The organism is Pseudomonas sp. DCB_BI, assembly GCF_026240995.1.
Taxonomy (GTDB): Bacteria; Pseudomonadota; Gammaproteobacteria; order Pseudomonadales; family Pseudomonadaceae; genus Aquipseudomonas.
This window is the reverse complement of sequence record NZ_JAPFCG010000019.1, coordinates 14,062-27,431: the sequence shown is the minus strand read 5'-3', so window position 1 is coordinate 27,431 and position 13,370 is coordinate 14,062. Positions and strand designations below refer to the sequence as shown.

Here is a 13,370-nt window from a genome sequence, read left to right as displayed (position 1 = left end):
CTGGCAGTTGCATGGTTGTCTCCCTTTCAACCCGCCAAGCCTCGACACTTGTCCGATGCAAGTCAAGCAAACCCAAAGAAGCGATTGAAACAGTCTGCGACAAGGGCCGCGCCCTGCTCATCGTTCAGGTGCAGGTGATGGCCACCGGGCAGGGTCACCTGCTCAAAGGGTAGCTGCTCCAACAACGCAGTGTGACGCACCAGCATGCCATCGGCGGCTACTACCAGTTGCACCGGGCAGCTCACCCGGCGCACATAGGCCATCGCCTGCGCTTCACTCAGACGCACCGGCGACGGCAGGGTCAGGCGGCTGTCGCTGCGCCAGCTATAGCCACCGGGCACCGGCATCAGGCCGCGTAGGGCCAACAGTTCGGCCGCCTCGCGGCTGACCGCGACCATGCCTTTCATGCGCGCCTGCACGCCCTGCTCCAGCGTCGTGTAGACGGATTTGCGTTTGCCATCCAGGCGCAGCTGGGCCTGCAGCGCCATGCCCAGGCGTTCGCCGGCATCCTGTTCGGCGCCGGTTGGCGGGATGACGCCGTCAATCAACGCCAAGTGGCTGACCCGCTCCGGCAACGCACCGGCCAGTTGCACCGAAATGATTGCCCCCAGCGAATGGCCCAACAGGGCGAAGCGCTGCCAGCCCAGTTGCTCGGCCACGCGCAGCACGTCATGGGCATAGTCGGCCAGGGCATAGCCGGCACCCGGCGGGCGGTGCTCCGAATAGCCATGCCCGGCCAAATCCAGGGCGACGATACGCAGGCCCTGCAGCCGTGGCGCCAGGCGGGCGAAGCTGTTGGCGTTGTCCAGCCAACCGTGCAGGGCAATCACCGGCAGCCCGTCTTCGGGGCCGAACAGGTGCGCCGCCAGTTCGATATGGCCCAGGCTCAGGCGGATTTCCTCGACCTGCGCGCTCATGCCTGGCCCCAGCGGTCGAACAGGCCTTTGATCAGGCTGGCGGTGTCGGCCGGCCGTTCCAATGGGAACATGTGCCCGCCCGGCACGCTGTGGTACTCACCGTTGGGCATGCCACGTACCGCAAGGGTGTGGTGGCGACGAATGACATTGCTACGGTCGCCACGCACCATGGCCAGCGGCACCTGCAACTGTCGCGCGGGGGCGGGGCTGGTGTGGGGGATGCTGCGATAGATGCTGATTTCGGTCGCCGGGTCGAAGCGCAGCTGCAGGCCCTGCTCCATCACCTGCAGGCCGTGCTCGACATAAGCGTCAAGGCAGTCGGGGTCAAAATGACGGAACAGTGACTTGCCGGCGAAATAGTCCCGGGCACTGTCGCGGTCGTCGAAGGTTTCACGGCGCCCCAAAGTGCGCCCGGCCGGGGTGATGCGGTCGATGAAGCCAAAGCGCTTGGCAGTGCGCAGCAGCCACTGGTCAGCACGGGTGAGCACCGGCGAGTCGAGCATGACCACTCCCCGGTAGTACTCGGGGCAACGCAACGCCGCATGCAGGTGCAATACCCCGCCCAGCGAATGGCCAACGCCCCAGACTGGCTGGTCCTGCTGCGCCAGGTGATGCAGCAGTTCGTCCACCAGGCCCTGCCAGTTTTCGCCCACCGGAAACCGCGGGTCGTGACCGTGCTGGGCCAGGTGCTGCACCTGGTAGTCCGGCGCCAGCGCGGCGAACAGCTTGCCGTAGGTGGCCGAAGGGAAACCGTTGGCATGGGCGAAGAAGATCTGCTGCGACATGGCGCCTGGTCCGGACGGGAATGATGGCTCATTGTCGGTATCGCGGTGCCGTTCGGCAACGTTTGTAAAGGTCATCGGCGAGGGCTATCAGGTCATGCCGAGCGGTCGAAACTGCCCAGCGACCGGCGCAGGCAGGCTTGCATGTAGGCCAGCTGGCTCTCCAGCGCTTCACGGGCAAGGCGCTGGTCCTGACAGGACAGTTGCAGGCGGCGCAAAGCCAGGCAACTGGTTTGTAGCAGGTGGGATACACGCAGGCAGGCGTGTTGCAGCGTGCGCAGGTCGTGCTCGCTTTGTTGCCTGGCGGCGGTCTCCAGCCCGGTGTTACCTTCGACCTTGCGCAGCAACTGGTAGAATTTGGCCTCGGCCGATTCACGCAGCAGGCTGTACTGGGCAAAGTCCAGCGAAGCGCCTTGTTCAACCTGCTCGAGGGTAGGTTGCAGGTCCAGTGAGGACAACAGCTCCCCCATCATATCGCTCATGCGCCGCTCCCTGACTGTGTTTGGGCCAACGCTAGCAAGGGGTGATGAAAGGTCACAACTGGCAGAAATGCCAGTTGTCTCGTCGATCTGCGGGGCTGCTGTGTGGCCTTGCCTGGGGTCAGTCAGGGGCGTTGAGCGCCCGCAGGGTCATCAAACCGGCCAGCGGCCACTCCCCTTCCAGCTCGGCAAGGCTGGCAGTGCTCATGGCTGCCGGGTGTCGCTTGTGGCCATGTTCCAGCGTACCGACCAACGTCCCTACCAGTGGCTGATGGCTGACCAGCAACACATGCTCCAGCCCCAGGCGCTCGAGCTCGGCAATGGCCTGCTGCACATCAGTTTCCGGGGTGAGCCACGGCACGGTCCGCACCGGCTCGGCAAAACCCAGGGTGTCATGCACCAGCGCTGCCGTCTGCTGGGCGCGCACATAAGGGCTGGCGATGATCGCCTGCAACGGTTGCCCAAGCAGGCGCGCGGCACTGTGCAGCACCTGTTCGCGACCCTGCGCGGTCAGGCGGCGCTCGGCATCGGTATTGGCCCGTGGCTCCGCTTCACCATGGCGCAGTACCCACAGTTTCACAGCTTGGGCTCCTCGTCGCGCACCGGGTGTGGTGCCGGCGCCACGGCGTGCGCTGCTTCACCTTCCGGGGCGCGCGGTGTCGGCCAGTCAGCGAACGGCCAAGGCTTCTGGTCGCTGTGGAAGCTGCCGAAACGGCCGATCTGCGCCAGGTACTGGCTCAGGCTGTCGCCAAAGTTCATCAGGCTAGCGCTGGGCGCGCCGTACACCAGGCGGTAGATCAGCTGTACCAGCACCAGCCCGCCCAGGAGCAACTCGGCCAGTTGCCAGACCACCAGGAACACCAGCATCCACAGCACCCGCAGGATGATCGACTCGCGCTGGGCGCGCTCCGGGGTATCGTTCATGTATCGCTCCTTGCTCTGCTTGGCTCAGTTGAAGCCGCTGATGGAAATGAAATCGACATCGGTTTTGGGTTCGGCGCGCATCAGGTGCTCGATCACCTGGTTCAACGTGCGCCCTTCGAACAGGATGGCATGCAGGCCCGCCACCAGCGGCATGTACACCTGGACCTCTTGGGCCTTGGCCTTGAGTACCTTGAGCGTGTTGACGCCCTCGGCCACTTCGCCCAGGCGGTTCACCGCCTCCTCCAGGCTCTGGCCCTGGCCCAGTGCGTAGCCAACCTGGTAATTGCGGCTCTTGGGGGATGAGCATGTGACGATCAGGTCACCGACACCGGCCAGACCGAGGAAAGTCATGGGGTTGGCGCCCTGGCTGACGGCAAATCGGGTCATTTCGGCCAAAGCACGGGTAATCAGCATGCTCTTGGTGTTCTCGCCCATCCCCAAGGCCACGGCCATGCCGGCGATGATCGCGTAGACGTTCTTCAGCGCCCCGCCCAGCTCGACGCCAAAGCGGTCGGCACTGGCATAGACCCGGAAGGTGCGGCCGTGCAGCACCGCCTGCACCTGCTGGCACAGCTTTTCGTCTTCGCTGGCGACCACCGTGGCGGTCAGCGCATGCTCGGCGATCTCGCGCGCCAGGTTGGGCCCCGACAGCACACCGATACGCGCCTGCGGGGCGATCTCTTCAAGGATCTGGCTCATCAGCTTGAAGCTTTGCGCTTCGATGCCTTTGGTCAGGCTGACCAGGCCCTTGCCGCGCAGCAGCTCGGCATGCGGCGCCAGCACGCTGCGCAGGGCACTGGATGGCAGGGCGACGAATACCAGCTCGCTGGCCTGCAGTGTGGCCAGCAGGTCGTTGACCGGTTCAACGCCATCGTGCAGGCGAATACCCTTGAGATAGCGCGGGTTCTCACGATTGACGCGCATGGCCTCGGCTTGCGCCGGGTCGCGCATCCACTGGCGCACCGGCACACCGTTTTCCGCCAGCAGGTTCGCCACGGCGGTGCCGAAGCTGCCGCCCCCCAGAACTGCAACAGGTTGCTGTTCAGTCATATCCAATCCGTTAAAGCCAAAAGTTAAGTGGCGACCCGGCCATTATACGGCTCGCCTGCAATGCGCCAAGGCCAGCAACGCGAATGACACTGCCATGACCACGTTGCAACTGATGCAATCGCGGGCTTGCTCGCGGTGCGTCGCGCGGGCGGCGCTCGATTCCGCCCCATCAAGGCGTCAAGGCCAACACGCTGCAAAACCGCTGCAGATCACTGGAAAATGCGCCACGGTCAGTTACCATGCCTGTTTCAATCCTGATACAAGGCCGCCCTGTGTTCCCTGGCACGCCCCCGTACCCGCGCCTGCTGCTGTTGACCGCCCTGCTCGGTGGCCCGGCCGTGGCCGACGACCTGTTCATCGACAACAGCGACCTGCCGCAGGTTCTGACCGCCACGAGGCTGAAACAATCCCCTGCGGCGGTCCCGGGCAGCATGACCGTGCTCGACAGCGAGCTGATCCGCGCCAGCGGCGCCCGCGACATCCCCGAACTGCTGCGCCTGGTGCCGGGCATGATGATCGGCTACGGGGCCGGCAACCAGCCCACGGTCAACTACCACGGCAGCAACGTCAATGACGCCCGGCGTATGCAGGTGCTGATCGATGGCCGCTCGGTGTACCGTGCCGGCCTGGCCACCGTGGACTGGAGCGACATCCCCCTGGCCATGGAGGATATCGAGCGCATCGAAGTGTTCCGTGGCCCGAACACGGTCAGCTACGGCGCCAACGCGCTGATGGCGGTGGTCAATATCCTTACCCGCAACCCGGCCGACAGCCATGGCACGCGCATGAAGCTGACCCGTGGCCAGGACGGCATCAACGATTACTACCTCAGCCACGGGTTCGGCTGGGAGGGCGGCGACATGCGCCTGTCGGTGTCCGGCCAGCAGGACGACGGTTTCGATGAAAACCAGTTCGGCCAGGACTACCGCGACAGCCGCCGCCTCAACCGCTTCAACCTCAGCGCCAGCCACAACCTGGCGGTCGACCAGACCCTGGAGTGGCAACTGGCGGCCAAGGAAGGCAGCAATCAGCGGCCTTATACCTACCAGCCGGTGTTCCCCTATGTCACCCAGCGGGGTGACAACGCTGACGTCAACGCCAAAGACTACGCGGGTTCCGTGCGCTGGAGCATCGATTTCAACCCCGAGCACAGCCTCTACGTCCAGGGCTCTGCACAACACTTCGATCGCCAGCAGGTCTGGCGCGCCTGCGATGCGGCGCTGTCGTTCAGCCCCGAGCTGACCCGATTGTGGCAGTTGAACCCGAATTTCGCCGAGCTGGTGGCGCGCGGAGCCAACAACCCGCCCTCCAGCAGCAACCCTGAAGAACAGGCCCTGGTCGATGCGATCAAGGACCAATGGAACAACCAGGGCGGCAGTAAGGTTGTGTGCGGCGACGTCGACCAGAGCACCCGCGAAACCCGCTATGACCTGGAAATCCAGGACACGCTGAACCTGACCGACAGCCTGCGCCTGCTCAGCGGCATGAACTACCGCTATGATCGTGCCGACTCTCAAACCTATTTCAATGGCAGCATCGACGACCAGACCTGGCGCCTGTTCGGCCAGCTGGAATGGCGCGCCGACGAGCACTGGATCGTACAGGGCGGCGCCATGTTCGAGGACTCGCGGCTGTCCGGCAGTTCGCTGACCCCACGTGTCGCGGTCAACTACCTGATCACCCCGCGCCATGGCCTGCGCGCAGTGTATTCCGAGGCAGTGCGCTCACCCGACATGTTCGAGAACAACATCAACTGGAGCTACACGGTCAAAAACCTCAGCCCCAACGCGTTTGGCCAGCAAAACGGAGAGTACTTCGTCAAGACCCGTGGCCCGGGCGACCTCGACCAGGAGCGCATGCGTTCGCGCGAACTCGGCTACAACGGCTACTTCAGCGACATCGACCTGAGCATGGATGTGAAGCTGTTCTACGACGAGATCACCGGAATGATCAGCGAGCCCTTGAAAAACAACCAGTACATTGCCAGCAACGCCAACAAGGCCCGCTTCAGCGGCAGCGAGGCGCAACTGGACTGGCGCCCCACGCTGCGCGACCGCCTGCGCCTGACCTACGCCTACGTCGACGCCTGGGCCAGCAACCCTGACGACCGCCGCCTCAGCGCCCGCAACAGCGGCTCCGCCGGATGGATGCGCGAATGGGGGGCCGGCTGGTCGAGCGCGCTGTTCTACTATGGCGACGATGCACTTAACCAATACCGCTATGAACGCCTGGACCTGCGCCTGGCCAAGCGCTTTCGGGTACAGGGCAGCAACCTTGAGCTGGCGGCGCTGTGGCAGCAGCGCCTGGACGACCAGCCGACCACAGCAATCCAGAACCGCTACGAAAGCCGTCACCGCCTGAGCGTCAGCGCGGAGCTGGAGTTCTGATGGCCCTGCTGCTGCGCCTGGTGCTGCTGTGCCTGTGGCCACTGGGGCCATTGTCAGCCAGCGAAATTTTGCTGGTGGGCGCGGAAGACCAGCCCGGCATCCGCAGCTTCGTTGCCGCGCTGGAAAGCCGTCGGCCGCATGACCATGTGCAGTTCCAGACCACCACCGACCTGCCACGCCCCGGGAAGCTCAAGGCCGACCAGCGCCTGATCCTGCTGGACAACGCCGCGCTGGAATGGCGCCTGGGCGAAACCGCCGGGCCGCCGGCACTGGTCATGCGGGTCAGCCGGGTACAGGCTGAACAACGCCTGGGAAAGTCGCGACCCGCGTTCCTCACCTTGTTGTGGAGCGACGCACCACCGGGCCGGCAATTGCGCCTGGCGCGCTACCTGTTGCCGCAAGCCCAGCGCATCGGCGTGCTGTACGGCGAGCACAGCAGTTTCCTGCTTGACGAGTTGCGCCATGCCGCCCGCCCGCTGGGCCTGGAGATCGTCGCCCAGAACTGGTCCGACCCACGGGACAGCCGGCCGCTGCAGCAACTGCTGGGTAGCAGTGATGTGCTACTGGGCGTTGACGACCCCAACCTGTACAACTCCAAAACCGCAAAAAACCTGTTGCTCAGCAGCTATGGCCGGCAGATGGCGCTGATCGGCCCGAACGCCGGCTTCGTGCGCGCCGGCGCCCTGGCCAGCACGTTCAGCGACCAGGATGACTGGCTGGCAGAGCTTGACCAGTTGCTCGACCAGCCCCCCTCGCGCTGGCCACGCAGCCTGTATCCGGCTCGCTACGGCGTCAGTGGCAACCAGCAGGTCGCACGCGCCCTGGGCCTTGAACCGATCGATCCGAACGCCGCCGCCAAGGCCCTGGCCGAAGGAGAACCCACCCCATGAGCAAGCGCCTGAGCTGGGATATCCATACCCGCACCCAGATCATCAGCCTAGGCCCCGCCCTGCTGCTGACTTTGCTGCTGATCAGCTTCTTTACCTTCGTGCGTATCCAGGACTTGCGCCAGGAGCTCAACCACACCGGGCAACTGATCGCCAACCAGTTGGCACCCGCTTCGGAATACGGGGTGATCTCGGGCAACAACGAAGTGCTCGAAGGGTTGATGCGGGCTACCCTCAGCATCCCCCATGTGCGTTTCCTCGAGGTGCAGGACAGCCGCAACCACATCCTGGTGTACGTCGAGCAGTCCGACGAAAGCACCAACCGCGCTCAGCAGGTCGAAGTGTTCCAGGCGCCGATCCGCCTGCAACAGATCCGCCTGGACAGCGACTTCCTGCAGCAGGGCAAGGCCAGCACCCCGGCCATCGGCGACGACTACCTGGGCCGGGTGATCGTCGGCATGTCCGATGACGCCTTCAGCGAGCGCCAGCAGGAAATCGTGATCAAGGCCGGGATTCTGGCGCTGTTCGCCCTGCTGTTCACCTTCCTGCTCGCGCGCCGCCTGGCACTGAGCCTGGCCAAGCCGATCAGCGACATGGGGCATGCGGTCAAGGCCATCCAGCAGGGCGAGTACAACACCCCCTTGCCGGTGGTCGACGACAGCGAACTGGGCCACCTGGCGCGCCATATCAACAACCTGGCCAGTGCCCTGGAACAGGCCAGCGATGAACAGAAGCAGGCCATTGCCGAGCTGATCCAGGCACGTGAAGAAGCCGAACAAGCCAACCGCGCCAAATCGGACTTCCTGGCGATGATGAGCCATGAACTGCGCACCCCGATGAACGGCGTACTGGGCATGCTGCAATTGCTCGAAACCACCCCGCTAAGCCACGAACAGGCCGATTACACCGCAGTGGCCAGCGAGTCCACCGGGCATTTGCTCAAAGTCATCAACGACATCCTCGACTTCTCGCGCATCGAACGCGCCGCACTGCAGCTGGAGCATATCGACTTCAACCTCGGCGAGCTGATCACCAGCAGCGTCCAGTCGTTCCAGCACAGCGCCCAGCAGCGTGGCCTGGGCCTGCACCTGCACTTGCCAGCCGGGGTCGAGCAATTGCAAGTGAACGGCGACCCCACGCGCATCCGCCAGATCCTGCTGAACCTGGTAGGCAACGCGCTGAAGTTCACCGAGCATGGCCAGGTACAGGTCGAAGCGCACTGGCAGGTACTCGACCGGCAACTGATCTGGCTGACCTGCAGCGTGCGCGACACCGGCATCGGCATCGACAGCGAGCGCCTGGAGATGATGTTCGTCGCGTTCCAGCAGGCCGACAGCTCGATTTCCCGACGCTACGGCGGCACCGGGCTGGGCCTGTCGATCGCCCGCACCCTGGCCGAACGCATGGGTGGCAAGCTGCGCGGTGAAAGCCGCGAGGGGTTGGGTTCGACCTTTACCCTGGAAATGCCACTGGCCCTGGCCAGCCCTGCTCCCGTGCCTCTGCCGCACCCCAGTGATAGCCAGGCGACGCCGCCAGGCAACGAGCAAGTGCTGCTGGTGGAGGACAACCCGGTCAACCAGAGTGTCATCGAGGCCATGCTGCGCAGCCTGGGGCTGACAGTGTGCACGGCTGAGGATGGCCTCGAGGCGGTTGAACTGGTCGGCCGGCAGCGTTTTGCCGCCGTGCTGATGGACTGCCGTTTACCGCACCTGGACGGCTATGAAGCAACCCGGCGCATCCGCCAGCTGGCCAATGGTGTCGGGCTACCGATCATCGCCCTGACCGCCAACGCCCTCGACGGCGACCGCGAGCGCTGCATGGCCGCCGGCATGGACGACTACCTGAGCAAACCCTTGCGCCGCATCGAACTGCAGCGGGTAATGCAACGCTGGTTGCCCGGTCAGACAACCGCGACTGGCGATAAATGCTAAAGTGCGGCAGTCTTAAACACTGGACAGGATCTTCATCGGACCTGAAAATAGACGTTTCAGTGCACACCTGTACTTCTTTCGCCAGGTGCGCTGTGACTTTCACCACAACGCAATAGTCTACCTGTAGGCTGCCGCCCCGAAGCCGATGGTTTTTCGGGCCGGCCGGGAAGATTCATCCCCTGCCACAGGGGGTTATTGAGGAGCTCGCATGACCAAACAACACGCCTTTACTCGGGAAGACCTGCTGCGCTGCAGTCGCGGTGAGCTGTTCGGCCCAGGTAATGCGCAACTGCCCGCGCCGAACATGCTGATGGTCGATCGCATCACCCATATCAGCGAAGAAGGCGGCAAGTACGGCAAAGGTGAATTGGTCGCCGAGCTGGATATCACCCCGGACCTGTGGTTCTTCGCCTGCCACTTCGAAGGCGACCCTGTCATGCCAGGCTGCCTGGGCCTCGACGCCATGTGGCAGCTGGTCGGTTTCTTCCTCGGCTGGCAGGGTCTGCCGGGCCGCGGTCGCGCCCTGGGTTCGGGCGAAGTGAAGTTCTTCGGTCAGGTTCTGCCTACCGCCAAGAAAGTCACCTACAACATTCACATCAAGCGCGTCCTGAAGGGCAAGCTGAACATGGCCATCGCCGATGGCTCGGTCAGCGTCGACGGCCGCGAGATCTACACTGCCGAAGGCCTGCGGGTCGGCGTGTTCACCTCCACTGACAATTTCTAAGGGTTATTCGCATGCGCCGCGTCGTTATCACTGGTCTGGGCATCGTATCGTGCCTGGGCAATGACAAAGCTACCGTCACCGAAAACCTGCGCAACAGCCGTCCGGGTATCCGTTACAACCCGGAATACAAGGAAATGGGGCTGCGTAGCCAGGTTTCCGGGTCCATCGACCTCAACCTCGAAGAACTGATCGACCGCAAGGTCTACCGCTTCGTCGGCCACGCTGCTGCCTACGCCTACCTGGCGATGCAGGACGCGATCAAGGATTCCGGCCTGACCGAAGAGCAGGTGTCCAACCCGCGTACCGGCCTGGTGGCTGGCTCCGGCGGCGCCTCGACCCTGAACCAGATGGAAGCGCTGGACACCCTGCGTGAGAAAGGCGTCAAGCGCGTCGGCCCATACCGCGTTACCCGCACCATGGGCAGCACCGTTTCGGCGTGCCTGGCCACCCCGTTCAAGATCAAGGGCATCAACTACTCGATCTCGTCGGCCTGCGCCACTTCGGCACACTGCATCGGTACTGCGCTGGAGCAGATCCAGTGGGGCAAGCAGGACATCGTCTTCGCCGGTGGCGGTGAAGAAGAACACTGGAGCCAGTCGTTCCTGTTCGATGCCATGGGCGCCCTGTCGACCAAGCGCAACGACACCCCGGAACTGGCCTCGCGCGCCTACGACGCCGACCGTGATGGCTTCGTCATCGCTGGCGGTGGTGGCATGGTGGTGGTCGAGGAACTGGAACACGCCCTGGCCCGCGGCGCCAAGATCTACGCCGAAATCGTCGGCTACGGTGCTACTTCCGACGGCTACGACATGGTTGCACCGAGCGGTGAAGGTGCCATCCGCTGCATGCAGCAGGCCCTGTCCACCGTCGACACCCCGATCGACTACCTGAACACCCACGGCACTTCGACCCCGGTCGGTGACGTTGCCGAGATGAAAGGTGTTCGCGAGGTATTCAAGGACAAGGCGCCGAAGATCAGCTCGACCAAGAGCCTGTCGGGCCACTCCCTGGGCGCCGCGGGTGTTCACGAGGCAATCTACTGCCTGCTGATGATGGAGAACAACTTCATCGCCGGCTCCGCCAACATCGACGAGCTGGACCCGGAGGTCGCTGACCTGCCGATCCTGCGTAAAACCGAAGAAAACGCCAAGATCGACACGGTCATGAGCAACAGCTTCGGCTTCGGCGGCACCAACGCCACCCTGGTGCTCAAGCGCTGGGAAGGCAAGTAAGACCCTGCTGCTGTAAGCAAAAACGCCCCGACTGGTTCGGGGCGTTTTCATTTGCATGCCTGGTCACTGCTTGATCTTGGGCAGCACCGCCAGAAAATTCTCCCGGGCCACCTTGTTGGCCACCTGCTCCGGCAAAGCATCCAGAAACGGCTTGAACCCGTGCATCTGCTCCCCCAGGCTGCCGAACCGCCCCACCACATCCGAACCCAACATGAAGCGCTCCGGGTGCTGCTCGACCAGCGCCAGCCATGCCTTGCGCGGCACGCCTTTCTCATCCAGCAAATACGGCTGCAGCACACTCCACGACAAATCGACGTACAGGTTCGGGTAGTCCTCCAGCAGCCGCGTCAGCACCGGCAGCAGAAAGTCCATCTGCGTCTGGTGCCGGTGGATTTCCATGCTACTGCCGGCATGCGCCCAAATGAACCGTGTGTGCGGGTGATTGCGCAGCGGCTCCTCGATCTCAGCCAGGTACAACGGGTTGCGCTCGCGCTTGGAGGTGATGTTGGAATGCAGCAGCACGGGCAGGTCGCGCTCGGCCGCCAGGTGGTAGATACGCGTCATGGCTTCATTGTTGGCACGTGGCGTGTCGCCGCTGGTCAGCGCTGTCAGGTCATCATGCCGGGTGAACACCTCGCCGATGCCCTGCCACAACCCCGGGTACATATCGAGCATGCGCTCGATATGGCTGACAGCATTCTTGTCCACCGGGTTGAAGCCGCTGAGAAACGGGTGGAAGCGCTTGCGCTGCTCACTGGGCAGTTGCTGCAGCGCCGCTGCCACGTATGTATCGGTGGCGCTGTACCAATAGGCGTCGGCGTCATCACCGGCGTAATAGCGCGGGCGCTTGGGCTCGTCCTCGTGCCATTTTTTGGCTACCGGTATTCCGGAAATCATCGACTGCTCGATGCCCGCAGCATCCATGGCTTCAAGCAGGGCCGGCATGCCTTCGCTTTCCTGGAAAAAGTCCACGTAATGCAGGTGGGCATCGCTGTAGCGGTAGTCGCGTGCCTGGGCCGCCTGGCTCAAACAGGCAGACAACATCACGCAGGCCAGCGCTCTGGCAATCATGGGCAAGTTCCTTCTACGAGTATGAAAAGAGTAGACCGGCCGGCCAGCGAGACGGTTCAGCCACAGCAGGCAAACCGTTATGCTTGGAGCACTGTCACCTCCCTTGGAGCCGTCCCATGAGCAGCCCCCTGGTCATTCACCCCCGCGCCGAATCGGTCGAGGGTCAGCCGATCCTGCGCCCGCTGCCATCGGCCCAGTGCCGCAGCGTTGGCCCGTTCGTGTTTTTCGACCACATGCTCGAAACCGACTACGCCCCGGGGCATGGCATGGACATCCGCCAGCACCCGCATATCGGTCTGTCCACCTTGACCTACCTGTTCGAAGGTGCAATCCAGCACAAGGACAGCCTGGGTTCGGACCAGCACGTGCTGCCCGGCGATGTCAGCTGGATGACGGCGGGCAGCGGCGTGGCCCACGTCGAGCGCACGCCAGCGGACGCCCTGGCCCATGGCTCACGCCTGCACGGCCTGCAGGTATGGCTGGCGTCGCCGCGTGAGCATGAACAAGGCCCGGCAAGTTACAGCCATCACCCTGCGGCGAGCCTGCCGGTCAGCGACAACCTGGGGGTGCGTATCTGCATGATTGCCGGCAGCGGGTTTTGCCTGACGTCCCCGGTACCGGTACTGTCCCCCACCCTGTATGCCCATGTTCGGATGCAGCCGGCGACCACCCTGCTGGTGCCAGAAGAACCTGCGCAGCGTGCGCTGTACCTGCTCGACGGAGAGCTGGTTATGAATGATGAGGATGTGGCGCCGTGCAGCCTGGTGGTGCTTCCGGAGGGCGAAGCGGTGACGTTGTATGCGGAGGGTGAGTGTGAGCTGGTGCTGATAGGTGGCGCGCCGCTGGATGGGCCGCGGCGGATGAACTGGAATTTCGTGGCCAGCGACCCAGCGCTGATCGAGCAGGCAAGGGCCAGGTGGGCTGCCGGAGATTGGCCTGTGGTGCCGGGGGAAAATTCGAGGATCGAGTTACCGCGGTGATGGGGG

Annotated in this window: 13 protein-coding genes; 6 read left to right on the top strand and 7 right to left on the bottom strand. The window is 63.8% G+C overall.

Annotation, left to right across the window (positions count from 1 at the left end):
* Window positions 1–62: 62 nt before the first annotated feature.
* From OO258_RS20135 to OO258_RS20110, 6 genes are all read right to left on the bottom strand, one after another.
* Window positions 63–917 carry an alpha/beta hydrolase gene (locus OO258_RS20135; protein ID WP_266032175.1) on the bottom strand — a complete coding sequence of 285 codons (855 nt, stop codon included), beginning with the start codon at window positions 915–917 and terminating at the stop codon, window positions 63–65.
* Window positions 914–1,702, bottom strand: coding sequence for an alpha/beta fold hydrolase (locus OO258_RS20130; RefSeq protein WP_266032174.1), 789 nt, complete (start codon window positions 1,700–1,702; stop codon window positions 914–916). The genes OO258_RS20135 and OO258_RS20130 overlap by 4 nt, the downstream gene beginning before the upstream one ends.
* Window positions 1,703–1,794: 92 nt before the next feature.
* Window positions 1,795–2,169 (bottom strand): hypothetical protein, encoded by a 375-nt coding sequence (locus tag OO258_RS20125; protein ID WP_266032234.1) that lies wholly within the window; start codon window positions 2,167–2,169, stop codon window positions 1,795–1,797.
* A 130-nt stretch (window positions 2,170–2,299) separates the two neighbouring features.
* Complete coding sequence (gene sixA, locus OO258_RS20120; RefSeq protein ID WP_266032173.1) at window positions 2,300–2,758, bottom strand: phosphohistidine phosphatase SixA; 459 nt, start codon at window positions 2,756–2,758, stop codon at window positions 2,300–2,302.
* A complete protein-coding gene (locus OO258_RS20115; protein WP_110745681.1) occupies window positions 2,755–3,102 on the bottom strand; it encodes a DUF4389 domain-containing protein in 348 nt (115 codons plus the stop codon). The genes sixA and OO258_RS20115 overlap by 4 nt, the downstream gene beginning before the upstream one ends.
* 24 nt (window positions 3,103–3,126) lie before the next feature.
* The gene (locus OO258_RS20110; protein ID WP_266032172.1) at window positions 3,127–4,152 is read right to left on the bottom strand and encodes an NAD(P)H-dependent glycerol-3-phosphate dehydrogenase; all 1,026 of its coding nucleotides are present in this window, start codon (window positions 4,150–4,152) and stop codon (window positions 3,127–3,129) included.
* 239 nt (window positions 4,153–4,391) lie between these two features.
* Here OO258_RS20110 and OO258_RS20105 point away from each other — a divergent pair, with 239 nt between their 5' ends.
* From OO258_RS20105 to fabB, 5 genes are all read left to right on the top strand, one after another.
* Entirely contained in the window at window positions 4,392–6,539 is a 2,148-nt protein-coding gene (locus OO258_RS20105; RefSeq protein ID WP_266032171.1) for a TonB-dependent receptor plug domain-containing protein, read from the top strand.
* Window positions 6,539–7,429, top strand: coding sequence for an ABC transporter substrate-binding protein (locus OO258_RS20100; protein ID WP_266032170.1), 891 nt, complete (start codon window positions 6,539–6,541; stop codon window positions 7,427–7,429). Before OO258_RS20105 ends, OO258_RS20100 begins: the two co-directional genes overlap by 1 nt.
* Complete coding sequence (locus OO258_RS20095; protein WP_266032169.1) at window positions 7,426–9,357, top strand: ATP-binding protein; 1,932 nt, start codon at window positions 7,426–7,428, stop codon at window positions 9,355–9,357. Before OO258_RS20100 ends, OO258_RS20095 begins: the two co-directional genes overlap by 4 nt.
* A gap of 208 nt (window positions 9,358–9,565) precedes the next feature.
* Window positions 9,566–10,081 carry a 3-hydroxyacyl-[acyl-carrier-protein] dehydratase FabA gene (gene fabA / locus OO258_RS20090; RefSeq protein ID WP_008089108.1) on the top strand — a complete coding sequence of 172 codons (516 nt, stop codon included), beginning with the start codon at window positions 9,566–9,568 and terminating at the stop codon, window positions 10,079–10,081.
* Between the two features lie 11 nt (window positions 10,082–10,092).
* The gene (fabB, locus tag OO258_RS20085; protein WP_110745677.1) at window positions 10,093–11,313 is read left to right on the top strand and encodes a beta-ketoacyl-ACP synthase I; all 1,221 of its coding nucleotides are present in this window, start codon (window positions 10,093–10,095) and stop codon (window positions 11,311–11,313) included.
* Between the two features lie 63 nt (window positions 11,314–11,376).
* Here fabB and OO258_RS20080 read toward each other — a convergent pair whose 3' ends face one another.
* Entirely contained in the window at window positions 11,377–12,384 is a 1,008-nt protein-coding gene (locus OO258_RS20080) for an amidohydrolase family protein (RefSeq protein ID WP_110745676.1), read from the bottom strand.
* Window positions 12,385–12,500: 116 nt separating this feature from the next.
* Here OO258_RS20080 and OO258_RS20075 point away from each other — a divergent pair, with 116 nt between their 5' ends.
* A complete protein-coding gene (locus tag OO258_RS20075; protein ID WP_266032168.1) occupies window positions 12,501–13,364 on the top strand; it encodes a pirin family protein in 864 nt (287 codons plus the stop codon).
* Window positions 13,365–13,370 lie beyond the last annotated feature (6 nt).

Coding starts and splice junctions, on each gene's coding strand:
- OO258_RS20135 (WP_266032175.1), bottom strand. CDS start 917: ATGAGCGCGCAGGTCGAGGAAATCCGCCTGAGCCTGGGCCATATCGAA.
- OO258_RS20130 (WP_266032174.1), bottom strand. CDS start 1,702: ATGTCGCAGCAGATCTTCTTCGCCCATGCCAACGGTTTCCCTTCGGCC.
- OO258_RS20125 (WP_266032234.1), bottom strand. CDS start 2,169: ATGGGGGAGCTGTTGTCCTCACTGGACCTGCAACCTACCCTCGAGCAG.
- OO258_RS20115 (WP_110745681.1), bottom strand. CDS start 3,102: ATGAACGATACCCCGGAGCGCGCCCAGCGCGAGTCGATCATCCTGCGG.
- OO258_RS20110 (WP_266032172.1), bottom strand. CDS start 4,152: ATGACTGAACAGCAACCTGTTGCAGTTCTGGGGGGCGGCAGCTTCGGC.
- OO258_RS20105 (WP_266032171.1), top strand. CDS start 4,392: ATGCCTGTTTCAATCCTGATACAAGGCCGCCCTGTGTTCCCTGGCACG.
- OO258_RS20100 (WP_266032170.1), top strand. CDS start 6,539: ATGGCCCTGCTGCTGCGCCTGGTGCTGCTGTGCCTGTGGCCACTGGGG.
- OO258_RS20095 (WP_266032169.1), top strand. CDS start 7,426: ATGAGCAAGCGCCTGAGCTGGGATATCCATACCCGCACCCAGATCATC.
- fabA (WP_008089108.1), top strand. CDS start 9,566: ATGACCAAACAACACGCCTTTACTCGGGAAGACCTGCTGCGCTGCAGT.
- fabB (WP_110745677.1), top strand. CDS start 10,093: ATGCGCCGCGTCGTTATCACTGGTCTGGGCATCGTATCGTGCCTGGGC.
- OO258_RS20080 (WP_110745676.1), bottom strand. CDS start 12,384: ATGATTGCCAGAGCGCTGGCCTGCGTGATGTTGTCTGCCTGTTTGAGC.
- OO258_RS20075 (WP_266032168.1), top strand. CDS start 12,501: ATGAGCAGCCCCCTGGTCATTCACCCCCGCGCCGAATCGGTCGAGGGT.